This is a genomic window from Alphaproteobacteria bacterium LSUCC0396, from assembly GCA_041228345.1.
GTDB lineage: Bacteria > Pseudomonadota > Alphaproteobacteria > Puniceispirillales > Puniceispirillaceae > UBA3439.
In genome coordinates this window covers 969,986-992,921 of sequence record CP166131.1, presented here as the reverse complement: position 1 = coordinate 992,921, position 22,936 = coordinate 969,986, and the positions used below count along the sequence as shown (strand labels likewise).

General features: G+C 52.9%; 23 protein-coding genes. 13 read left to right on the top strand and 10 right to left on the bottom strand.

Features of this window, described 5'->3' with window-relative positions; translation table 11 throughout:
• Positions 1–3: 3 nt before the first annotated feature.
• The 3 genes from AB8881_04930 to AB8881_04920 are packed head-to-tail and all read right to left on the bottom strand — an operon-like array spanning position 4 to position 2,030.
• Complete coding sequence (locus AB8881_04930) at positions 4–384, bottom strand: Fur family transcriptional regulator (protein ID XDZ64230.1); 381 nt, start codon at positions 382–384, stop codon at positions 4–6.
• Complete coding sequence (locus tag AB8881_04925) at positions 371–1,219, bottom strand: metal ABC transporter permease (protein ID XDZ64229.1); 849 nt, start codon at positions 1,217–1,219, stop codon at positions 371–373. Before AB8881_04925 ends, AB8881_04930 begins: the two co-directional genes overlap by 14 nt.
• Positions 1,212–2,030, bottom strand: coding sequence for an ATP-binding cassette domain-containing protein (locus AB8881_04920; protein XDZ64228.1), 819 nt, complete (start codon positions 2,028–2,030; stop codon positions 1,212–1,214). The genes AB8881_04925 and AB8881_04920 overlap by 8 nt, the downstream gene beginning before the upstream one ends.
• A 256-nt stretch (positions 2,031–2,286) precedes the next feature.
• On the opposite strand from AB8881_04920, the gene pyrC reads away from it, so the two are divergent.
• On the top strand, positions 2,287–3,330 hold the full coding sequence (gene pyrC / locus AB8881_04915) for a dihydroorotase (GenBank protein XDZ64227.1): 1,044 nt from the start codon (positions 2,287–2,289) through the stop codon (positions 3,328–3,330).
• 77 nt (positions 3,331–3,407) lie between these two features.
• On the opposite strand, the gene AB8881_04910 is transcribed toward pyrC, so the two are convergent.
• The 3 genes from AB8881_04910 to AB8881_04900 form a co-directional block, all read right to left on the bottom strand.
• Positions 3,408–4,328, bottom strand: coding sequence for a DMT family transporter (locus tag AB8881_04910; GenBank protein XDZ64226.1), 921 nt, complete (start codon positions 4,326–4,328; stop codon positions 3,408–3,410).
• 109 nt (positions 4,329–4,437) lie between these two features.
• Positions 4,438–5,088, bottom strand: a complete 651-nt coding sequence (locus AB8881_04905) for a glutathione S-transferase family protein (GenBank protein XDZ64225.1) — start codon at positions 5,086–5,088, stop codon at positions 4,438–4,440.
• Positions 5,089–5,212: 124 nt separating this feature from the next.
• Entirely contained in the window at positions 5,213–5,989 is a 777-nt protein-coding gene (locus AB8881_04900; protein ID XDZ64224.1) for a transporter substrate-binding domain-containing protein, read from the bottom strand.
• A gap of 295 nt (positions 5,990–6,284) precedes the next feature.
• Here AB8881_04900 and AB8881_04895 point away from each other — a divergent pair, with 295 nt between their 5' ends.
• The 9 genes from AB8881_04895 to AB8881_04855 all read left to right on the top strand — a co-directional run bounded on the left by AB8881_04895 (position 6,285) and on the right by AB8881_04855 (position 15,782).
• Positions 6,285–7,037, top strand: coding sequence for an amino acid ABC transporter ATP-binding protein (locus tag AB8881_04895; protein ID XDZ64223.1), 753 nt, complete (start codon positions 6,285–6,287; stop codon positions 7,035–7,037).
• A gap of 67 nt (positions 7,038–7,104) precedes the next feature.
• Positions 7,105–7,836: an amino acid ABC transporter permease gene (locus tag AB8881_04890; protein ID XDZ64512.1), complete on the top strand. Its 732-nt coding sequence runs from the start codon at positions 7,105–7,107 to the stop codon at positions 7,834–7,836.
• A 101-nt stretch (positions 7,837–7,937) separates the two neighbouring features.
• Complete coding sequence (locus tag AB8881_04885) at positions 7,938–8,747, top strand: enoyl-CoA hydratase (protein ID XDZ64222.1); 810 nt, start codon at positions 7,938–7,940, stop codon at positions 8,745–8,747.
• A 36-nt stretch (positions 8,748–8,783) separates the two neighbouring features.
• The gene (locus tag AB8881_04880; protein ID XDZ64221.1) at positions 8,784–10,418 is read left to right on the top strand and encodes an acyl-CoA synthetase; all 1,635 of its coding nucleotides are present in this window, start codon (positions 8,784–8,786) and stop codon (positions 10,416–10,418) included.
• Positions 10,419–10,457: 39 nt separating this feature from the next.
• The gene (locus AB8881_04875) at positions 10,458–11,309 is read left to right on the top strand and encodes a fumarylacetoacetate hydrolase family protein (GenBank protein ID XDZ64220.1); all 852 of its coding nucleotides are present in this window, start codon (positions 10,458–10,460) and stop codon (positions 11,307–11,309) included.
• 138 nt (positions 11,310–11,447) lie between these two features.
• Positions 11,448–12,893 (top strand): deoxyribodipyrimidine photo-lyase, encoded by a 1,446-nt coding sequence (locus AB8881_04870; protein XDZ64219.1) that lies wholly within the window; start codon positions 11,448–11,450, stop codon positions 12,891–12,893.
• The gene (locus AB8881_04865; GenBank protein XDZ64218.1) at positions 12,890–14,434 is read left to right on the top strand and encodes a cryptochrome/photolyase family protein; all 1,545 of its coding nucleotides are present in this window, start codon (positions 12,890–12,892) and stop codon (positions 14,432–14,434) included. Before AB8881_04870 ends, AB8881_04865 begins: the two co-directional genes overlap by 4 nt.
• 112 nt (positions 14,435–14,546) lie before the next feature.
• Complete coding sequence (locus AB8881_04860) at positions 14,547–15,194, top strand: DUF3833 domain-containing protein (GenBank protein ID XDZ64217.1); 648 nt, start codon at positions 14,547–14,549, stop codon at positions 15,192–15,194.
• Between the two features lie 15 nt (positions 15,195–15,209).
• Entirely contained in the window at positions 15,210–15,782 is a 573-nt protein-coding gene (locus tag AB8881_04855) for an inner membrane-spanning protein YciB (GenBank protein ID XDZ64216.1), read from the top strand.
• A 7-nt stretch (positions 15,783–15,789) separates the two neighbouring features.
• Here AB8881_04855 and AB8881_04850 read toward each other — a convergent pair whose 3' ends face one another.
• Positions 15,790–16,557, bottom strand: a complete 768-nt coding sequence (locus AB8881_04850) for an SDR family NAD(P)-dependent oxidoreductase (protein ID XDZ64215.1) — start codon at positions 16,555–16,557, stop codon at positions 15,790–15,792.
• An 85-nt stretch (positions 16,558–16,642) separates the two neighbouring features.
• On the opposite strand from AB8881_04850, the gene AB8881_04845 reads away from it, so the two are divergent.
• Positions 16,643–17,155, top strand: coding sequence for a hypothetical protein (locus AB8881_04845; protein XDZ64214.1), 513 nt, complete (start codon positions 16,643–16,645; stop codon positions 17,153–17,155).
• A gap of 45 nt (positions 17,156–17,200) precedes the next feature.
• On the opposite strand, the gene AB8881_04840 is transcribed toward AB8881_04845, so the two are convergent.
• The 3 genes from AB8881_04840 to AB8881_04830 all read right to left on the bottom strand — a co-directional run bounded on the left by AB8881_04840 (position 17,201) and on the right by AB8881_04830 (position 19,746).
• Complete coding sequence (locus tag AB8881_04840; protein XDZ64213.1) at positions 17,201–18,040, bottom strand: DMT family transporter; 840 nt, start codon at positions 18,038–18,040, stop codon at positions 17,201–17,203.
• A 190-nt stretch (positions 18,041–18,230) separates the two neighbouring features.
• Positions 18,231–18,905 carry a uracil-DNA glycosylase gene (gene ung, locus AB8881_04835; GenBank protein ID XDZ64212.1) on the bottom strand — a complete coding sequence of 225 codons (675 nt, stop codon included), beginning with the start codon at positions 18,903–18,905 and terminating at the stop codon, positions 18,231–18,233.
• A gap of 205 nt (positions 18,906–19,110) precedes the next feature.
• A complete protein-coding gene (locus AB8881_04830) occupies positions 19,111–19,746 on the bottom strand; it encodes an FMN-dependent NADH-azoreductase (protein XDZ64211.1) in 636 nt (211 codons plus the stop codon).
• A 179-nt stretch (positions 19,747–19,925) separates the two neighbouring features.
• Between AB8881_04830 and AB8881_04825 the strand changes: the two genes are divergently transcribed.
• Positions 19,926–20,855 (top strand): LysR family transcriptional regulator, encoded by a 930-nt coding sequence (locus AB8881_04825; GenBank protein XDZ64210.1) that lies wholly within the window; start codon positions 19,926–19,928, stop codon positions 20,853–20,855.
• A gap of 67 nt (positions 20,856–20,922) precedes the next feature.
• Complete coding sequence (locus tag AB8881_04820; protein XDZ64209.1) at positions 20,923–22,833, top strand: ABC-F family ATP-binding cassette domain-containing protein; 1,911 nt, start codon at positions 20,923–20,925, stop codon at positions 22,831–22,833.
• The last annotated feature ends 103 nt before the right edge of the window (positions 22,834–22,936 follow it).

The window sequence follows — 22,936 nt, the reverse complement described above, 5'->3', positions numbered from 1 at the left end:
AGTCTAGACCGAACGGCAATCGGCGCATAGGCCGGTGATTTCAATGACCTTGTGCGCGGCCTGAAATTTGCGATCATCGCCTAGTGCCTGCAATGTTTTATCAATACTGGCATCGGTGAATTCATTGGCACGCTCGCATTGGGTGCAAAGCATGAAAATGCTAACCTCACTGCCGCCGCAATCATGCAATTGGCATGCGACAAAGCCGTTTACACTTTCAATCCGGTGAACCGCGCCGCGTTCCACCAGCTTGCCTAGCGCGCGGTAAACCTGAAGCGGCGCGCGGATGCCCTTATCACGAAGCGCGTCAAGAATATTATACGCGCTTAACGGCCGGTCAGCCTGACATAGCAGGGTATAAACAAGGGTCTCATTTTGCGTCATGGCCTACCTCGTCTTGATGGGTGTGGGGGCGCATATTGGCATTGGCCGGCCGTCGGCGTGGCACAAAGCTGAGGCCAAGCAATAACAATCCACCAGCCAGAATAATGGCAGGGCCCGATGGTATGTCAAATTCGGCCGAGCCATAAAGCCCGGCAATCACCCCGATCACGCCAAGCAATGACGCCAATCCAGCCATCATTTCGGGGCTGCTGACCAGTCGCCGCGCCGCCGCCGCCGGAATGATCATCAGCGCGGTGATCAGCAACACGCCAACAAGCTTGACCGCAATCGAGACCACCAGGGCAATCAGCATCATAAACAGCCATTCAGCCCGCTGTGGAGACAGGCCTTCAGCCTCGGCGATTTCCGGACTTAACGTCGCCGCAATCAGGCGTCGCCATTGCCAGATAATAATTGCCAATATTGCGCCGCCGCCAGCGTAAATCACCAAAAGGTCGGTGGTATCAACTGCCAAAATATCACCAAATAAAAGCCCGTTCACATCGAGGCTGCGACCGCCTGTAAGTGAGATTAGCACCAGCCCAAGCGCCAATGTCGAATGTGCCAATATTGCCAAGATCGTATCGGATGAAAGGCTGGGTGTGCGTTTGGCAATCATCAGCGCAATACAGCTTGCCAGCGTCACGAGCGGAACGCCAACGAGGGGCGAAATATCAATAAGGATCGCCAAGGCAATTCCCAGCAGCGCCGCATGCGCTAAGGTGTCGCCGAAAAAGGCCATTTTGCGCCAGATAATCAAACAGCCGAGCGGCCCAACAATAACCGCCAGACCGATGCCCGCAAACAGCGCGCGGATGAAAAAATCGTCAAACATGATCATGCCCGCGCCGCAAGTCATCGCTTTGCTCAGGCTGGCAACCCGTGCTGATTGACCCGTCGGCATGCTGAACCGTACCATCGGGAAGATGGATATGGTCATGGTCATGCTGATAAACTGCCAGCGCTGCAGTATCATGCGCGCCGAATAACCGCAGATATTCTGGATTGCTGACAACCGAATCCGGGCTGCCGCTACAACAGATATGACCGTTCAAACAGAGAACAGTATCAGTGTCAGCCATCACAATATGTAAATCATGCGAAATCATCAGAACGCCGCAACCTGTGGTATCGCGAATCTGTTTGATAAGATTATACAGCATGACCTCACTCGCGAAATCAACACCTTGAACCGGCTCGTCCAGCACCAGAAGATTGGGCTGGCGCACCATCGCACGGGCCAGCAATGCGCGCTGAAATTCACCGCCCGATAAATCCTGCACAAATGCATCGCCAAGGTGCAAAATGCCAACCGCATCAAGGGCGCGCCGTTTCGCTTCAACGGAGACCATGGCGGTCAGGTCCAAAAGCCGGTTCACCCGCATTGGCAACGCTGGATCAATATGCAGTTTTTGCGGCACATAGCCAACACGCAACCCAGTTTGGCGCAGAACGCGCCCTTCACTGGCACGCAATGTACCGACAACCAGCTGCGCGGTGGTGCTTTTGCCAGCGCCGTTCGGGCCAATGATGGTTACGATCTCGCCAGCGCGCATGCGCAAATCAATGCCGCGCACCAGCCAGCGATTATCACGCCTGACACCGGCATTCTCGAGGGTGATTAAATCATTGGGTTCGCGCGTCATAAAAAGCCTAGGCCTGATCATCAAAATAGATAATGTTATAATATAACATATGCGCCATAAAACCTAGTGGTTAGTATAACCGATAAACAGCAACGCTGGCAGAACTGATAAATTGTCAGCATCAGCCAGTGTAGATTTTGCCACGTGATGCTGTTATGTGTGATGCGGGTATTTCTGGGGCTTGTTGCGTTAATGACAGCCTGTTTTTGTTTCATCACCTGATTAAATATCAGGGTTTTTGCTGGGGTTCGTTACCATGACTTTCCTGACCATTCGCCGCCCGGATGATTGGCATTTGCACCTTCGTGATGGGGCCATGCTTGCAGCGGTTATTGATGATACATCGCGTCATTTCGGCCGCGCCATCATAATGCCGAATCTGGTTCCGCCGGTGGTAACAGGCGCCGATGCGGCGGCCTATCGTGAACGGATTATGGGATGTGTAAATCCCGCTCATGATTTCACGCCGTTGATGACGCTTTATCTAACAGAGACAACCCAGCCGGACGATGTTGTGGCGGCGGCAAAGGCTGGACTGATCCATGCGGTCAAGCTGTATCCGGCTGGAGCGACCACCAATTCGGCATCGGGTGTGCGTGATCTGGACAAGGTAATCGCGGTGCTAGACGTAATGGCCGAAATTGGTTTGCCGCTTTGTGTGCATGGTGAAGTGACCGACCCGCAGGTTGATATTTTTGATCGCGAGGCGGTATTTATTGAAACTGTGCTGGAACCGTTACGCAATCGCATCCCTGATTTGCGGGTGGTGCTGGAACATGTGACGACCAGTGACGGTGTCGATTACGTCAAATCTGCCGGTGCTAATATCGCTGCCACGATTACAACGCATCATTTATTTATTAATCGAAATCACATTCTGGCAGGCGGAATTCGCCCGCATTATTATTGCCTGCCTGTGGCAAAGCGTGAAAGCCATCGCCGTGCATTAGTCGCGGCGGCAGTTTCTGGCGATAGCAGTTTCTTCCTTGGTACTGACAGCGCACCGCATCTTGACGCGGCCAAACTTATGGCCTGTGGCTGTGCCGGTATTTACACGGCACCAAACACCATGTCATGTCTTGCCCATGTGTTTGAGGCCGAAGATGCGCTTGACCGTTTGGAAGGCTTTACCTCGCTACATGGGCCAGCATTTTACCGCCTGCCGGTCAATGAAAGCCGGATGACCCTGATAAAGCAGGATACGCCGGTGATCTATCCACAAAGCCGCACCACGCCAGACGGAAACCTGACGATTTTCGATTGTGGTACGCCACTTTACTGGGCGGTTGAGACGGCCTAGACCTGCTGGCTGCCACTCCTCGACTTAGCCACTCAACTAGCTGCTTTTCTGGGCAGCTTTTTGGGCAGTTTTCGGGTTTATAATTTTGACTCCTTGATGCCAGCATTCGGCCGCAATGATTTTTTGGCGCGTGCCTCGCGCTGGGTGATATATACGGTTGACGCAAAAATGACTGCACCGCCAACCCATGTCCACAAGCCGGGCCATTCACCAAAGACAATCCAAGCAAGACACACAGCAAATGGCAGCTTGATAAATTCCAGCGGCTGTAAGGCGGTAATATCGACCAGTCGATAGGCGCGGGTAAAGCATAGATGCGCAATCGTTCCGGACAGTGCCATCGCCCATAGATAGATCCAGTTCTCAAGGCTGGGCCATTGCCAGACGCCCATTGCCGGTATTAGCGCCAGCGGGGCCTGCATTGCCACCATCCAGAATACGATCGCTTCGGGGGTTTCAGTTGCGGTTAGTTTCTTGACGATCAATGATGCCATCGCAATTGATAGCGCGCTGGCAAGTGCCATCATCGCGCCAACCGAAATTTCGGCAAAGCCGGGCTGTAGGATGATCAATGTTCCAAGAAACCCGACCGCAATTGCCGCAATGCGTCGTGCCCGGATCACTTCGCCAAGGAATAATACCGCGCCAATGGTAACAAATAATGGGCCGGTAAAGCCAAGTGCCGTCATCTGTGCCAGCGGAATTAGCGTCAAGGCTGTAAAGCCACAAAACATACCGCCAAAATTAATCAGGGCGCGCAGAAAAAATAATTTTGGTTTCTGCATTCGGATGCTTGATCTGCCCATCCGCATAATGAGCGGCAGCAACAAAACCATCGCCAGCGCATTGCGGAAAAATACGACTTCGATTACCGGTAGACCGGCGGCAGATAGGCGGATAAAGATGCCCATAGAGGTAAACATGAAAAGCGCCGCAACCATCAAGATTGTGGCGCGCATCTGCGGCGGCAAATTTTGAAAGGCCAGAGACAATTGCATAGTTTACCGGCATCGTTGAGGCGGAATCAAATCAATCGAAATAGGATCGTTTGACCCCTAGATGCCTTCACCCTAGGCGCGAAATGAATTCAGCGTCAATGGGTGTTATCTAGCTGGCTAGCTTGGCCGCTGCCCAGTCATCAAGCGCCGTCACATAGGCTTTATACTCGTCCCGAACCGACGGATGCGCGCATAAATTAGCCGCATAGGTGGTGATTGATGATGGCAGATCAAGCTCAAATCCAAGCACGCCCCGAAGGCAATTTAAAATCGCAAAGCTGGGCGCAAAGCCGCAATCGGCAAGGCTGAGATCGGTGCCATCTAATAACGGTGACGGCGTTACCATCTGTGCAAGCTGGTCAAAGCGGCGTTGCAGCAATGCCGCATTTTCGGCAATGAAATCAGGATTGCGATTAGCCGGGGCTACCTGCCCAAAATAAGCGCGCAACAGGGGTTCGATGCGCGTGTCATGAAAGCGTGATATTGCGCGGATTCTGGCGCGGTCCTGCATGGATAGAGGCAGCATCGCCGGCAGCGGTGCCAGCTCATTCAGATATTCGGCAATCGCATCAGACTCGGCAAGCGTAAGCCCGTCATGCAGCAATGCCGGAATGGTTCCCGACGGCACAATCTTGCAATAGGCGGGGCTGCCATAGCCATCTGGTGGGGCAAGGCTTTTCCATTCCAGCCCCTTATGACGAAGCAGAATGCGGGTTTTGCAGCCATAGCTGCTGATCGCAAGGTCATAAAGCACAAGCATGGGTCGGTCTCCGCTGGGGTTTGGTTCGGCGATCATCTGGCAATGGTGATAACAACGTAACGACGATTGCGCAAAAAAAAGAGAGGCAAAAGCCCCTCCTTTCACATTTATATGTGGCGCTAGGTTAGTTAGAAAGCTGCCATTTTCGGCCAAGCTCGGCAAAGAAGCCACGTTCGGTTTTCAACGTAATCCATGTGTTCACATAGTTGATCCATACCTGATCAGCCTGCGGCAACAGCATCGCGATCGGTGTTGGGGCTTTTGGTGCTGAAACTGGCACAACCATCATTTCAGGATATTTCGCCACCAGCTTATAAGCCTCGACATTTGACGTGATATGCGCATCGGCACGGCCAGCTAGAACCTCTTGGAAATCACGCGCTGGGGCTTCGACAATTTTGTATTTTGCATTTGGAAAAAACTGTTTGACCTGCTTTTCCTGTGTCGTTCCAAGAGTTGCCGCAACGGTAACCGTTGCTTTATCAAGATCGGCCCAGTCGGTAAATTTATCTGCATTTTTCTTTAGCGTAAGCGGTACGGTCGCCAGTGAGAAATAGCTGTTTGAATAGCCCGCAGCTTTGGCGCGGCTTGGCGAGATAGAGGCAGAACCGGTCATATGGTATTTGCCCGATGTCACGCCGCTGACCAGCGTTTTCCAATCAGTTGGCACGAATTCAACCTTAACCCCAAGATCCTTGGCAAGCTCGGTCATCACATCAATATCATAGCCAGTATAGCTATTGGTTGCGGTGTCCTTCATTGTCATTGGATTCCAGTCGCCAGTGGTGCCGACCTTCAGCACGCCGCCGGACAGAATTTCATTTAGTGCACTTGCGGCCTGCGCTGATGCTGACATCATAATAACGGCAAAAAATGTGGTAACTATTCTCAATAGGCGCATCAAAAAGTCTCCTTGGACTGGTATTTCGGGGGATTCATTTTGCTCTTTACACATTGTTAAAGATAGGTTGCCGGCCGCCAAATGCAAGTCTCGACTACGATTTATTGTTCGTGGCCGATTGCGGGCTGGCCGATTGGAACGGAATCGGGTAGCTTGCAGTTTGGGTGCGCATTTTGGGTGCGCATTTTGGGTGTGCAGTTCGGGTGCGAGAGGCTGTATGCGAACTGCTTGATGGCGAATAAACTTGATGCCTGATGAATTTGAGGCATATTGACATGAATAGGTTACAATCATCGTGAGTGCGCCCACCCAAAAGCCCTTTATCCAAATCAGCAATGTTTCAAAATATTTTGGTACGTTTCAGGCGCTAGATAATGTTTCACTGAATATAACGCTTGGACAAAAGCTGGTAATTTGCGGGCCTTCAGGATCTGGAAAATCAACCTTAATCCGCTGTGTCAACCGGCTCGAACAGCATGAAGCGGGCGAGATCAGGATTGATGGAACGCTGGTTGATGACAGCCCTTCCGGGCGTGAGGCCTTGCGCAATAATGTCGGGATGGTGTTTCAGCAATTTAATCTGTTTCCGCATCTGACCATTTTGGAAAACCTGATGCTGGGGCCGGTGCGCGCCCGCAAATTGCCCGAGGCCGAGGCACGCGAGCTGGCGATGAATTATCTTGAGCGGGTCAAAATTCCCGAACAGCTGGACAAATATCCGGGCCAATTATCGGGCGGCCAGCAACAGCGGGTGGCGATTGCCCGGGCGCTGTGCATGGCGCCCAAGATTATGCTGTTTGACGAGCCAACATCGGCGCTTGATCCGGAAATGATTGCCGAGGTGCTTGATGTGATTGAAGAATTGGCTGACAGCGGCATGACAATGATTTGTGTTACGCATGAAATGGGATTTGCAAGGCAGGTTGCCGATATTATGCTATTTATGGATCATGGCAGAATTGTTGAAATGGGCCCCCCAAAGACATTTTTCACCGCGCCTGAAAGTGACCGGTGCAAATTGTTCCTTAGCCAGATTTTACGGCATTAGAGGTGAGATGATCATGCTGCTAAATGCTGTCAAAAACATCATTGGATTTGGCGCGCCTGCGACGCCGATGCTATTCCGCCTGCTTGGGCTTGCTGCGTTGCTTGGTCTTGGCGGCTGTTCGGGCAATTGGGGCTGGTATGTTGTCAATCCGGCCACCGAAACCGGTCGCCGCAATTTGTCATTTCTGATTGATGGTCTTTATTTCACCATTGGCCTGTCGGTGACGGCAATATTAATCTCGATTTGTCTTGGGTTGATGGTGGCCTTGCCCGGTTTGTCGCGTCGCCGTGCGCCTAAGGCGATTAACCGTGTCTATGTCGAGCTGGTGCGTGCCATCCCAATTCTAGTGCTGATTTTATGGGTTTATTATGGGCTGCCACAAGTCGCCAGCCTGTCAATTTCGGTGTTCTGGGCGGGCGTACTGGCTTTGGCAATTTCAGATAGTGCGTTTCAGGCGGAAATTTTCCGCGCTGGCATCCAGTCCATTGACCGCGGCCAGTATGAGGCGGCGCATTCGGTTTCGTTGAATTATCGTGACACCATGCGATATGTAATTTTGCCGCAAGCGATCAAACGGATTCTGCCAGCGCTTGGGAACCAGCTCGTTTATATGCTCAAAATGTCATCGCTGGTGTCGGTCATTGGGATGCAGGAACTCACCCGCCGTGCCAATGAATTGGTCGTGACCGAATATCGGCCGTTGGAAATCTATACAGTTTTGGTGCTTGAGTATCTGGTGGTGATACTGATTGTGTCGGCAGGGGTTCGCTGGCTGGAGCGCCGCCTAGAGACAAGCTGATTAGGGGCGGCTATTTAAGGCGTTACTTTCGTTCATACTTTACTTTGCGGTCGTTTTTGCCGCAAAATTTCAGCCCTGAGGAAGAGCGAGGTGGCACGACCATGGCAGGAACCAAAAACCCCAAGGCATCCGACCGATTGCAGAGTGAGCATAAGGCAGATGGCATATTGCGTTTGACCTTGAATGACCCGGGTCGGCGGAACGCTCTATCCGAGGCAATGCTAGACCAGCTGGGCGCGGCATTGGCTGACGCGGCGGTTGATGCCCGTGTACGGGTTATCATTTTGGCGGCAAACGGGCCTGCCTTTTGTGCCGGCCATGATCTAAAGGAAATGACCGCCGGCCGCGCCCATGCCGATAGTGGTGAGGCTTATTTTACCGATGTCCTGAAACGCTGTTCGTCGGTGATGATGTCGATCCTGCAAAATCCGAAACCGGTGATTGCCGAAGTGGCGGCAACTGCGACCGCCGCCGGGTGTCAATTGGTGGCGAGCTGTGACCTGGCCTATGCGGCTGCATCGGCGCGCTTTAGTACGCCCGGTGTGCATATTGGCCTATTCTGTTCAACGCCAATGGTGGCGTTATCGCGCAATGTCGGCGCAAAGCACGCCATGGAAATGCTGTTGACCGGCGATATGGTCGCCGCCGATCGTGCCGCCGAAATTGGCCTTATTAACGCTGTTGTTGATGATGCTGAACTTGGTGATCATGTGAATGCTATTGCCCAAAAGATTGCCAGCAAATCGCCGGTGACTTTGGCGATTGGCAAAAGCGCCTTTTATGCACAACGTGAATTATCCATTGCCGATGCCTATGATTACGCATCACGGGTAATGGTGGAAAATATGCTGCACCGGGATGCGGCCGAGGGGATCAGCGCCTTTATTGAAAAGCGTGATCCAAAATGGTAACAGGCAACGCTGGTTTGTGATGAGGGGGCGACATAAATGACAAATCCATATGATATCGGGCTTGACCAGAATCCAGCGAATTACCAGCCTTTGACGCCGCTAACATTTCTTGAGCGTGCAGCGATGGTGTTTCCCGCTCAAACCGCGGTCATCCACGGCAAATTGCGCCGTGATTACGCGTCGCTCTATGCGCGGTGCCGGCAATTGGCAAGCGTATTGGCAGCGGCCGGTCTTGGCCGCGGCGATACCGTTTCGGTTATGCTGTTGAACACCCCGGCAATGATCGAGGCGCATTACGGTGTGCCGATGTCAGGGGCGGTTCTGCATTCGCTAAATACGCGGCTTGATGCGGCGACAATTGCGTTTCAGCTAGACCATGCCGAAACTAAAATTCTGATTACCGATATTGCGCTTTTACCGCGTATTCGTGAGGCTTTGGCACGGGCCAAGACCAGCCCGCGTCTGGTGGTTTATGACGACCCCGAATTTAGCGGTGAGGCGCCTAGCTATGATGAGATTGAGTATGAAAATTTCATCGCTGCCGGTGACGCCGATTTTGTCTGGAAGATGCCTGATGATGAATGGGATGCGATTTCGATCAATTACACCTCAGGCACGACCGGCGATCCAAAGGGCGTTGTCTATCATCATCGTGGTGCCTATTTGTTGGCGCAGGGCAATGCCCTGACCGCATCAATGAAAAAACACGCCGTCTATTTATGGACATTGCCGATGTTCCATTGCAATGGCTGGTGCTTTCCATGGACAATTTCGGCGATTTCAGGAACCCATGTCTGTCTTCGTGATGTGCGTGCCGAGGATATCTGGAAGGCAATTCTAGATCACCGCGTCAGCCATATGTGTGGTGCGCCGATCGTGATGTCGCTTGTCGTGGCGGGCAAGCCTGATAGTGCCAAGCTGGATTATGAGGTTGAATTCTTTACCGCCGCCGCGCCGCCACCCGAAGCGGTGCTTGCTGCGATGAAACAGGCAGGCTTTAACGTAACGCATCTTTACGGGCTGACTGAAACCTACGGCCCGTCGGTGGTCAATGACTGGAATCCTAGCTGGGATCAGCTTGATAACGCCAAGCAGGCGGCGCTAAAGGCGCGGCAGGGGGTGCGTTATCTGGCGCTTGAGGGGCTGGATGTTGTCGATGCGGAAACGATGGCGCCAGTACCGCGGGACGGCACCACGATTGGCGAGGTTGTCATGCGCGGCAATGTGGTGATGAAGGGGTATTTCAAAAATCCGACATCGACCGATCGTGCCTTTGCTGGTGGCTGGTTCCATTCGGGTGACCTAGGCGTTGTGCATCCGGACGGCTATGTCCAGTTAAAAGACAGATCAAAAGATATTATCATCTCGGGCGGCGAAAATATTTCGTCAATCGAGGTTGAAGACGCGCTCTATAAGCATCCGGCGGTAGCAAGCGTTGCGGTGGTTGCAATGCCACATGAAAAATGGGGCGAAACGCCCTGCGCCTTCATCGAGATGGCTGACGGGAAAACTGCAACGCCGGATGAGCTGCGTGAGTGGTGCCGGCAAAACCTTGCTGGCTATAAAGTGCCAAGCGAATTCCGGTTTGAGCCCATTCCTAAAACATCAACCGGAAAGATCCAGAAATATGCGTTGCGTCAACGGCTTGTCGGCGATGTCACCTCTGGCTGATGCCCAGTTTAATATTTTGTCCAAAAGGGGGAATTGAATATGCGCCTAGTTCGTTACGGTGAAATCGGTCAGGAAAAACCCGGCCTTATTGATGCGGCGGGTGTGCTCCGCGATTTATCGGGGCATATTGCTGATATTGATGCCAGCGCAATTGACGATGCTGGCCTAGACCGGTTGCGGGGGCTGGATCCGGACAGCCTGCCTGCGGTTGATGGCTCATCACGGCTTGGCCCCTGTATCTCTGGCGTTGGCAAATTCATCTGTATTGGTTTGAATTTCCATGATCATGCGCGTGAAACTGGATTGCCAATTCCAGCGCATCCAATTGTGTTTATGAAGGCAACATCGTCAATCAATGGGCCGGATGATGATATCATCATGCCACGTGGATCAACCAAGAGTGACTGGGAAATCGAACTGGCGGTGGTGATTGGGACGCGCGCAAAATATGTGACTGTAGAAAACGCGCTGGATCATGTGGCCGGCTATTGTATCGTCAATGATGTGTCCGAGCGCCATATGCAGATGAACCTAACCGGTCAATGGACAAAGGGAAAATCATGCGATCATTATGGCCCTGTCGGGCCGTGGCTGGTTACCCGTGATGCGATACCCGATCCGCAAAAACTGTCGATGCAGCTGGCGGTCAATGGCAAGATGATGCAGGATGGCAGCACGGCCGATATGATTTTTTCTGTGGCCGAGATCATTGCGCATCTATCTGAGCTAATGACATTGCATCCCGGCGATATTATCGCCACTGGCACGCCTGCTGGTGTTGGCATGGGGCAAAAGCCTGATCCGGTCTATTTGCGGCATGGCGATGTTATGACGCTAGATATTGACGGTTTGGGTCGGCAGCAGCAGACCATTCTGGCTGATCCTAGCTAATCTATCTATGGCGAAAGGCGGGTTCTGGCTTTGGGCCTCGCCTTGTTTTTGCCACTGCTAACGCCTATATCGCCTACAGCGATTCGTGTGTGTGTTTCGCGCGGCGCGCGGGTGTTATGTGGCAAGATCGAGGGTGCGATGTCAGGTTCAATTCAAATTCACTGGTTTCGTCAAGATCTGCGACTTGCCGATAATCCGGCCTTGTCGGCGGCGGCAGCCAAAGGCGCAGTTCTGCCGGTTTATATTCTGGATGATGTTAATTCAGGCGCGTATTCCATGGGCGCGGCTAGCCGTTGGTGGCTGCATCATTCATTAAACGCGCTCAATCAAACGCTTGATGGCAAGCTGGTGGTGCTGGCCGGTGATCCCGCCGAAATTCTGCCCCGGCTGGCGACAGCGATGGCCGCAGCAGGCATTCATTGGAACCGCGCTTATGAGCCATGGCGGATAGCTCGCGATGCGGCGATCAAGACGCAGTTTGCCGCGCGCGGCATTGCTGTGAACAGCCATAACGGATCGCTATTATGGGAGCCTTGGGACGTGCTGAAAAACGATGGCACGCCATATAAGGTCTTTACACCTTTTTATCGGCGCGGTTGTCTTTCAGCACCGCCGCCGCGCCACCCGTTACCGGTGCCAGCAGATTTGAAGATTGCCAGATTTGATGAGGGGGGCACCGGTGCAGATGCGATCAATGCGCTTGGGCTTTTGCCGAAACAAAAGTGGAAGGATCAGTTGGCGGCGGTTTGGGATATTGGCGAGGCGGCAGCGTATGACCGGCTTTGCGCATTTCTAGATGATGGGTTTGATGGCTACAAGGACGGGCGCAATTTTCCTGCGCGGCGCAATGTATCGCGGCTTTCGGCCTATTTGCATTGGGGCGAGATTTCGCCAAATGCAGTTTGGTATGCGGCCAAAGACCGGATGGATGCTGGCATCGGTCAGGATCAGGATTACGATCATTTCCTGTCTGAACTTGGCTGGCGTGAATTTTCGCATTCGCTGCTATATCACTTTCCTGACCTGCCGCATAAAAACCTGCAACCGCGATTTGATCATTTTGACTGGCAAGATAATCCGGCATTTCTGCAATGCTGGCAAAAGGGCATTACTGGCTATCCGATTGTCGATGCGGGTATGCGTGAATTATGGCAGACCGGCTATATGCACAACCGCGTTCGGATGATTGTGGGCTCGTTTCTGGTAAAGAATCTAAGGCTTCACTGGCATCATGGCGAGGCATGGTTCTGGGATTGTCTGGTCGATGCTGACTTGGCCAATAATAGTGCTGGCTGGCAATGGATCGCTGGTTGCGGTGCTGATGCGGCGCCTTATTTCCGCATTTTCAACCCGATCACTCAAGGGGTGAAGTTTGATCAGGATGGCCATTATATCCGGCGTTATGTGCCTGAGCTTGCCACTATGCCTGACGCCTATCTTTGCAACCCGTGGGAGGCACCGACGGCGGTGCTGAACGGGGCCGGAGTGCGGCTAGGCGAGACCTATCCAAAGCCGATTGTCGATGTAAAAGCATCACGTGAGGCCGCGTTGGCCGCCTTTTCGGCATTGCGTGCAGCCTCATGAAAACGCTTCGCCTTGTTCTTGGCGATCAATTAAGCCGCGACCTGCCCAGCCTGACAGATATAGACAAGGATCAGGATATTGTGCTTATGGCCGAAGTGATGGCCGAAGTCACCTATGTCAAACATCATAAACGCAAGATTGCGTTTTTGTTTTCGGCAATGCGGCATTTTGCCAACGCGCTGGCAGATGACGGGATAAGGGTGCGCTATCGGCGGCTTGATGATCCTGAAAATGCGGGCAGCCTTGCAAAAGAGGTTGCTGCTGCAATTGCCGAATTTGCCCCTGACCGGATTGTCGTGACCGCAGCTGGGGAATACCGGCTGGCTGACGAGATGGCCGGATGGCAGGCGCGGTTTGGTCTGCCGGTAGAAATTCGCACAGATACTAGGTTTCTGTGTGGGCTTGACGAATTTGCCAAATGGGCTGATGGCCGTAAATCGCTTCGCATGGAGTTTTTCTATCGCGATTTAAGACGTCGTTATAATGTGCTGATGGCTGGTGACGAGCCGGTTGGCGGCAAATGGAATTATGATGCCGATAACCGCCAGCCGCCAAAGGCCGGATTAACAATCCCGCCGCCAAGTAGCTATGAGCCGGATGCGATTACGGCTGAGGTACTGCTGCTGGTCGAGGCGCGCTGTAGTGATCATTTCGGCCAGCTTGCCGGATTTGATTTTGCCGTGACGCGTGATCAGGCCGTGGCCGTGCTTGATCGGTTTATTGCCGAAAGGCTGCCCCAGTTTGGTAGTTATCAGGATGCGATGATCGAGGGCGAGCCGTGGATGTATCACAGCCACATAAGCCCCTATCTTAACGCCGGCTTGCTTGGCCCGATGGAGATTATTCGCGCGGCTGAGGTGGCCTATCATGCAGGTGCAGCGCCGTTGAATGCAGTTGAGGGGTTTATCCGGCAAATTCTGGGTTGGCGTGAATTTGTGCGCGGGCTTTACTGGCTGAAAATGCCCGATTATGCGACCGCTAATTTCCTTGAGGCAAACCGCCCATTACCAGATTTTTTCTGGACCGGAGATACGGCGATGAACTGCCTTCGCCAGTCAATCAAGCAAACGGATGACCTCGCTTATGCGCATCATATCCAGCGGCTTATGGTGCTTGGCAATTTTGCGCTCATTGCTGGTTTGTCGCCGCAAGAGGTCAATGAATGGTTCCTAATTGTCTATGCTGATGCGTATGAGTGGGTGGTGCTGCCTAATGTGTCGGGAATGGCGCTGTTTGCTGATGGCGGCTATCTTGCCAGCAAACCCTATGCGGCGGGGGGTGCCTATATTAACCGGATGTCTGATTACTGTAAAAATTGCCGTTATAAGGTGGTAGAAAAATCTGGTGAGGATGCGTGTCCGTTTAATTATTTATACTGGGATTTTCTGGGGCGGAATCGCGCCAAGCTGGGCGGTAATCCGCGTCTTGGCATGATCTACCGTACCTTGGATAAGATGGCGCCGGAAAAACAGGCCGCAGTTGGCCATGATGCTGATCGGTTTCTTAAAAGCTTTGGTCGCGCTGATGCCCCATATAAGTAACCCGCCCAAAATCCAGCCTCATAGATTTTAACAGCAGGGGCAGCAATAATTTGCTACGTTAGGTGCAAGGATTGGAGTGACGAGGCGGCGATGACAACATTGCGAGGATCAGATGGCAAGACATAGACGGAGTTTTGGAGCGGTAATTATCGGTGGGGTTTTCCGCCTTATCGTGACGGCGGGATTATTAATTGGCGTATTTGCCGGTTTGTCTGCCTGTGCGCGAAAGGACGTCACCCACCTTTTGGAACGTCGGCCATCGCTGGTGCTGGAAGATTTCTTTGCCGGTGACACGATTGCTCTTGGTATTTTCGAAGATCGGTTTGGCAATCTGCGGCGACAGTTCAGGGTAAATCTGAAAGGTACGATCACCGGCAACCGGCTGGTTCTTGATGAAACCTTTTTATATGAGGATGGTGAAAAAGCATCACGCATCTGGACGATTGATAATCTTGGCCGCGCCGAAGATGGCACATTCCGCTATGAGGGCCGTGCCGATGACGTTGATGGCAGTGCCAAGGGACGCATCGCGGGTAATGGGCTGAATTGGCAATATGACGTAAGCCTCGAAATGGCAGGCAGTAAAATGGATGTCCATTTTGACGATTGGATTTATCGCCAAAGCGAGGATATCGCAATTAACCGTGCCTATGTCAGCAAGTTCGGCGTTGAAGTTGGATCAGTGACAATCGTGTTCTTGCGTGGCAAAGCGGCGGCGGCGGTTGGCCCGCTAGACGTTGAACAATGGGTTGCCCGATAAGGGGCGGCACTGGCAATGGCATCTTATCCGCCAATGAGGCTTGTTTCTTTCTTTCTGGAGATTTTACCGCTTGCCGGATTTTTTCTGGGATATGAGTTTTACGGATTATTTGCGGCGGCGGTCATTTCGGTCGTGCTTGGCGCGCTGGTTATGGCGCTAAACTGGATACAGACCCGGCGGTTAGCCCGCTTTGCGCTGTTTTCACTGTTGCTATCTGGCGGCATGACGCTGGCGGCGCTTTATTTCAATGCAGCTATTTTTATCAAGATTCAGCCAACCTTGTTCAATGGCATTTTTGCTACTGTACTGCTTGGCGGTCTGTTGCTTGGGCGCGCTATGATGCGTGAGTTTTTTGGCACACAATTTCACCTGACCACGCCAACATGGTTTTTGCTTAGCCGGCGATGGGGGCTGTTCTTTTTGTGTCTTGCGATTGCCAACGAGATGGTTTGGCGCAATGCCAGTGATGCTGACTGGGTGGCGTTTAAAACCTTTGTCGCGGCGCCTGCCAGCGTTCTGTTTATGATGGCGCAATTGCCATTAACGCTTCGTGGCCGGATTGCCGCCGATACGCCCGAGGCTGATTAGCGCCGGTTTAATAGGGGATTGGCTGGCCGTCATAGGCAAAGAAACTGCCGCTATCATTTGGTGAGACTTGATCAAGAACCGACCATAGGCGGGCCGCGCATTCTTCCGGGCTTTGCAATTGACCTTTGGCAAGCTGGGTACGAAATGGCGCGGATAAATTGGTGGCAACAGTGCCCGGATGCAGGGTGACAACCGTTGCCTCAGGATTATAGCGGGCAAGCTCTATCGACAGCGTGCGCAGATACTGGTTCAAAGCAGCCTTGCTAGCACGATAGCTGTACCAGCCGCCAAGCCGATTATCTGAAATTGACCCAACCCGCGCAGAAATGCTGGCGGCAACCACCGGATGGGCGCGCCGCAGGGCAGGCCATAGGGATTTGAAAAACAGCACCGGCCCCATCGCATTGATCTGATAAAGCCTTAGCATGGCATCAGCAGATAGCGCGCCAACGCGCTTTTCTGGCTGGAGATCGCCATCATGCAGAACGCCAGCGGTGGTGATAATGCGGTCAGGGTTGGGCTGGCTGGCAAGGATCGTATCACCGGCAATGGCAATGCTGTCCGGGTTTAGAAAATCCATTGCAACCCAGCTGATTGTGGCTGATGGGGGTAATTCCTGATAGCCGGCTGATTGTTCAGGGTTCTGCGCCGTTAGAAAAAGATGTGTCGCACCGCTCGCCAGCGCGTGATGTGCAAGCGCAAGGCCAATGCCACGCCCCGCGCCCTGAATGACGATATTCATTGCTGTTTCACCCTTGTTTAAAAGCGCGCTCACCGGCCGCGCGATACCGCATTTGCAATATTAGAGATAAGTTGTCATCCTTCTATTCGCAACCGACAGCAATGGGATTGGAAAAAAGATGCGTTATCATTATGGCCTTGATCGATATGTTCTTAGCGGCGTTTTTGGGATGATCGCCTGTTTGCTGTCGATGGCGGCATCTGCCACTGATCTGGTGCGCCCAGACCCCTCAATTGCGCCAGAAGAGGTGGTGGCCATTCAGCTTATGGGGCTAAAGCATAATGACCTTGTTGAGCGTGATTTTGGCATCCGTCAGACATGGAGCTTTGCGCATCCGCAAAACCGCCAGATAACCGGCCCGTTCCCGCGATTTCGGATGATGTTGAAGGGGCCCGGCTATGCGGCTCTGCTGAACCATAAATCGCACAGCATCCAAACCGGTTCCAGAACGGCATCAGGCCTGACAAGTGATGGCGAAGCATGGCGCCAATTTGATGTGCTGATGGAAACCAACAATGGCGAAATTCTCTATTTTTCGTGGGTTGTACAAAAGGTCGCGTCGGGTCAGTTCAAGGATTGCTGGATGACCGTTGGTGTCTCGGCGCCGCGTCCGGCCGGCCAATCTGGCTAAATTACTTTATCGGGGTGTGTTTAAAGCGGCAGGGTAGGATCTGCCTTAGCTTTGTGCTGCCTGGCGTTCGCGTTGCAGGGCAAACAGACCCGAGCCAACAATGATTGCGCTGCCGACAATCAACATCGGGTCGAGGCTGTCATCAAACACCAATATCCCGATGCTTGAGGCAAATACCAATTGCAAATAGGCAAAAGGCTGGATGGTTGATGCCTTGGTGGCGTCTAACGCCTTGATCAGCAAATAGTGCCCGCCAGTGCCGGTTAGGCATAATAATCCCATCCAGTACCAATCAGTGCCAACGGGTGGTACCCAGAAAAAGGGCCCGATTGCCAGCATGGCGATGCCGCCCGCAATCGCTGTCCAGAAAAAACTGGTAAGTGCTGCATCCCGCCGCGCCGCATAGCGGGTCAGGATTCCATAAACCGCTATCATAAAGGCGGCCAGAACGGGCAGGATGCTGGCACTGCCAAACATTTCCGTGCCCGGTCGTAAAATTAACAACACGCCGCAAAAACCAATACAAACCGCCAACCAGCGTCGCCAGCCCACCGCCTCGCCAAGAACCGGCACCGACAGTGCCATGACCATCAGCGGATAGCTGGCAAAAACCGCGTGAAAATTTACCAATCCAACCGTGCTAAAGCTCAAAATGGCAACGCATATCTGGCCGGCAAGCAAAAGGCCGCGCCCGATCTGCACGGGTAATTGCGGGCTGCTGGCAATTTTCCGGATGCCGCCATCTTGCCGCGCACTATAGGCCAGAACAAAAGCCATGAAAAACATATAGCGGATCGTAACAACGGTAATGACGTTGTAATGTTCAGCCAGATATCTTGAAATGCCGTCTTGCACCGAAAAGACAACCGTCGTGGCAATCATCATGATAGTGCCTAGGCGCGGGTTGTCTTGCATGGGGTGAACCAGTCCTTGTTCGCAACCGACAACGGCAAGTTGCGGCATATATTTTCCGGGTTTGGTTTTCAAAGCCCCAGCGTCAAGGCGCCTAGCTTACAGATTTATGATCGCTTTGACTCGTAAAAAATAATCGCAGGCTGTTCTGCAGATCATTGCGCTAGAGCGTCCAGTCGATTGGCGGGATTGCATGGGCGCAAAGATAATCATTCGTGCGGGAAAAGGGACGACTATTCCAAAAGCCATTATGCGCCGCCAATGGTGATGGATGCGCCGACTCGATTACCAGATGACGCTGTCGATCAATCTTCGCCCCTTTTTGCTGGGCTTTTCGCCCCCAAAGAATAAACACCAGATTGTCGAGTGCCCCGTTCAGCGCCGCGATTGCCGAATCGGTAAACCTCTCCCAGCCCTTGCCGCTATGCGAGCCGGGCTTGCCATCTTCGACTGTTAGGCTGGTGTTCAACAGCAAAACACCTTGCCGCGCCCATGCCTCGAGATTGCCATGCGTTGGCCTTGCTAAGCCTAGATCACTGGCCATTTCCCGATAGATGTTCGCCAAGGATGGTGGCGGCGCGATATGCGGGCGAACTGAAAAGCTGAGGCCATGTGCCTGACCCGGTCCGTGATAGGGGTCTTGACCGAGTATGACCACCTTGACCTTGGCAAACGGGGTCATGTCAAAGGCAGCAAAGATCTCGCTATTTGGAGGATAAATGCGCTTGCCAGCGGCCTTTTCATCGCGAAGAAACTGGCTTAATTCGGCCATGTAATCGGCGGCAAACTCTGCCGCAAGCTGGTCTTTCCAACTGGCTTCGATTTTGACCTGACGCATGGTTTTTCCTCAACCGATCGGTTCCCACCGATCTATTTCAGTCACAGCAATGACAATCTTGCCAAATCGTCAACGCAAGTTGTCACGCAAATCGGCAACGTAATTCGCAGCCTGATCGGCAGTATAAGCCACAGCATCGGTGGCGCCAAATACGATTTATTATGAAAAAAAAGCCTATTCGCCCATACCGGCAGCGACAAGTGCCCTATTCGGCGGCTGCTGAGATGTTCCGGGATACAACCGCTTTGCAAACGGCCTCGATCTTTTCCTGAGCGGCACGAATGATGCTAGCTCTGTCATTTGCCAGCCCGGTCACGTCAATCATGTTGACGTCGGTGCAGCCGATGAAACGCAGAATGAATTGCAGAAATGACGTGGCAAATTCGTCTTCGGCGCCAGCGCGTGTATAGTTTGACGTCATGATGACAATCGCCTGCTTTTGCCGTCTGCGATTGCCCGGAAACGTCGCGTTTGCACCATCGACATTGTCGCGGCAAACCATATCGACCCATGCTTTCAGGGCAGCCGGAATACTAAAATTATAGATCGGTACCGCAAACACCATGATGTCAGCGCGCTCAACCTCGGCGATAAGCGCATCTGATTGGGCAAGCAATGCACGGTCTTCACCGGATCGTGATGCAGGCGCTCCGAGACTGGCATCGCGCCATGCGCTGTTAACGTGCCCGACGCCCGATTTAAGATCGCGCCACACAATGTCACTATCCGGCAGATCAGCCCGCAATTGCGCAACGACAGATTCAGCCAGCTCACGGCTAACCGAGCCATGCTGGCGCATGCTCGAGTCAACTCTCAATATTGCTATTTTGTCTGCGCTCATTTGATAGAACCGCCCATTTGGTTATTAATGGCAAAGGCAAATCGGGGGTAGAAAGATCGCCGAGGGAGGGGGGAGGTCTCCCACGGCCCCTACCTTATATTTTTTCCCAGTTTAGAAATAAAGAGGCCTTACCGAAAAATATATTTCTAATTAATAGAAAAATAAATTATACTCAGAACATGAGCCAGATCGAAGAACTTCGCGCATTTATTTTGATTGTGGAGACGGGCAGCTTGACGCAGGCCGCGGATCGCATGGGTATTGCGGTTTCAGCAGTGAGCCGGCGATTGCGTGATCTTGAGGTGCGCCTTGGCGCAGCGCTGATCCAGCGCTCGACGCGGCGGCTTTTCTTAAATGAGACCGGCCAGCTGTTTTATCAACGGGCAAAATCCGTCTTGGCAACATTAGAAGATGCCGAGCAGGAGGTAAAAAATGCGGGTGGGGCGCTGAGTGGTGGCTTGCGAATTAGCGCGCCGTTGTCTTTTGGCATCGCGCATATGTCGACCGCCATTGCACAATTCATGCACGCGCATCCCGACATCCATATCGAGCTGGATTTGAGTGACAAGCGGGTGGATATGATCGCCGAAGGGTTCGATTTGGCAATTCGCATTGGCAATCTGACCGACTCCAGCCTCATCGCCAAAAAAATCTCATCGGTCAGCGTTTTGCCTGCTGCTGCGCCTAGCCTGATTTCGCAATGGCCGCAGCTAACCCATCCAGGCGATCTGGCGAAAATACCGGCGCTGGTTTATGCGAATGATCGCAGCCCGCATGATTGGGGCTATGTCGGGCCGGATGGAAAGGCTGGCAGCCTGCATATAACGCCGCGAATGTCGGCCAATAATGGCGATGTCTTGCGCGATCTTGCGATTGCTGGGTTGGGCATGGTGTCCTTGCCCACATTTCTGCATTATGAGGCAATCAACAAAGGTTTGCTGCAGCCGCTGTTTCCTGAATATCGCTGGAGCGGGTTTGATATATTCGTGGTTTATCCAAAAACCACGATCTTGCCAAAACGAACCCGCGTTTTTGTCGATTTTATCTCGGGGCTATACGGTAAGGCGCCGTATTGGGAAGCGATTGAAGGGGTAAGGCTCACCGGATAAACTTTCTTTGTCCGATGGTAACGCATATCATTGACAAACGATCGCTTCCAAGGCACCAGTCTGACCCATGCTAAAACTTCAGAACCTGTCATTTTCCATTGAGGGAAAACCGCTTTTTGAGAATGCTTCGGCGGTCATCCCAACCGGTCATAAGGTTGGGATCGTCGGCAGGAACGGCACTGGGAAAACCTCGCTTTTCAGGTTGATCCGCGGTGAATGGGCGCTAGATTCCGGCGAGATCGACTATCCCCAGCAATTCAGCATCGGTGGCGTCGATCAAGAAGCACCAGCAAGTGATATCAGCCTTCTTGACACTGTACTGGCGGCTGATGGCGAGCGCGCCCAGTTGCTAGCTGAGGCAGATACCGCCACTGACCCTGACCGGATTGCCGATATTTACGCCCGCCTTGCAGATATTGATGCCTATTCGGCCGAAGCGCGCGCGGCGTCAATATTGTCCGGTCTTGGATTTAACAATGAAGCACAGGCGCGCCCCTGCCATGAATTTTCGGGTGGTTGGCGAATGCGTGTCGCGCTGGCGTCAGTGTTGTTTTCCCAGCCCGATCTTTTGTTGCTGGATGAGCCAACGAACTATCTTGACCTTGAAGGTGCGGTCTGGCTTGAAGCGTTTCTGGCGAAATACCGCCATACGGTTCTGGTGATTTCGCACGACCGGCAATTGCTGAACCGGTCGGTCACTGGCATCCTGCATTTAACTGATCGCAAGCTTGCCTACTACACCGGCAGTTATAACCAGTTTGATACCGAACGCCGGATGAAGCTTGAACAGCAGCAATCCATGGCGCGCAAACAAGATGCCCAACGCAAACATATCCAGTCATTTGTCGACCGGTTTCGGTACAAGGCATCAAAGGCGCGTCAGGCCCAGTCACGTCTCAAGCAACTAGAGAAAATGCAGCCGATTTTAGCGCTATCGGAACAGGCTGTAGCCCCGTTCCGGTTTCCAACGCCTGAAGAGCTGCCGCCGCCCTTGCTGGTGCTTGATGATGTGTCGGTTGGGTATGATCAAAAGCCGGTTCTGCGCAAGCTGGATTTGCGTCTTGATGCGGATGACCGCATTGCACTTCTTGGGGCGAATGGCGAGGGCAAATCGACCTTGTCAAAATTATTCGCTGGCAGGCTGCAACCGCTGTCGGGCCAGATCAAGAAATCAGGGAAATTGCGCATCGGGTTTTTTGCCCAGCATCAGCTGGATGAACTGGTTGCTGGCGAGAGCCCTTATCAGCATATGCAACGCCTTCGGCCAAAAGAATTACCGACTAAATTGCGGGCACGCCTTGGCGGGGCAGGGTTTGACGCCGATATTGTCGATAACCCGGTCGAGCGCCTCTCGGGGGGGCAAAAGGCGCGCTTGCTGATGGCGATGGCGGCAATTGATGCGCCGCATATTCTTATCCTCGACGAGCCGACAAACCATCTTGATATCGAAAGCCGCGAGGCATTGGTGCAGGCTTTGAATGTCTATGAGGGAACGGTCATTCTTGTCAGCCATGATTCGCATCTGGTGGAAATGATTGCTGATCAATTATGGATTGTTCAAGATGGTATGGTGCAAGCCTTTGATGGTGATATGGCTGATTATCAGCGACAATTGCTGGCGCGGCGCGGGGCGGGTGGAACGGCGCGTGCGGCGAGTGATGATGCCGGCAATCCGGATCAAAAACCAGCCGGAAAACCAGCCGGAAGAATTCAGTCGCCCGGCCGTGTGCGCCGCCAAAATACCAGCCAGCTTCGCGCGGTGGTGAAACAATGTGAAAAAGCCATGATCACGCTTGCTGCGGATAAAGATATGATCGCGCGTGAGATGGCGCGTCCGGGCTTTTACGACAGTGACAATGCCGCGGCGATTGCCAGCTTGTCCAGCCAGCTTGCCGCAATCGATGATGCGCTGGCCGCGGCGGAGCAGGCATGGCTTGACGCCGAAGAAGCGCTCGCGGTGGCCGAAGCCGATCACTAGAGCCGGCTTTTTTATGTTAATTTGAGATCAGCTAGGTTAAGACAAATCGAGACAATGGGTATTAGGGATGTGGCTGGGTTGATAATAGTTCTGGATAGGGCAG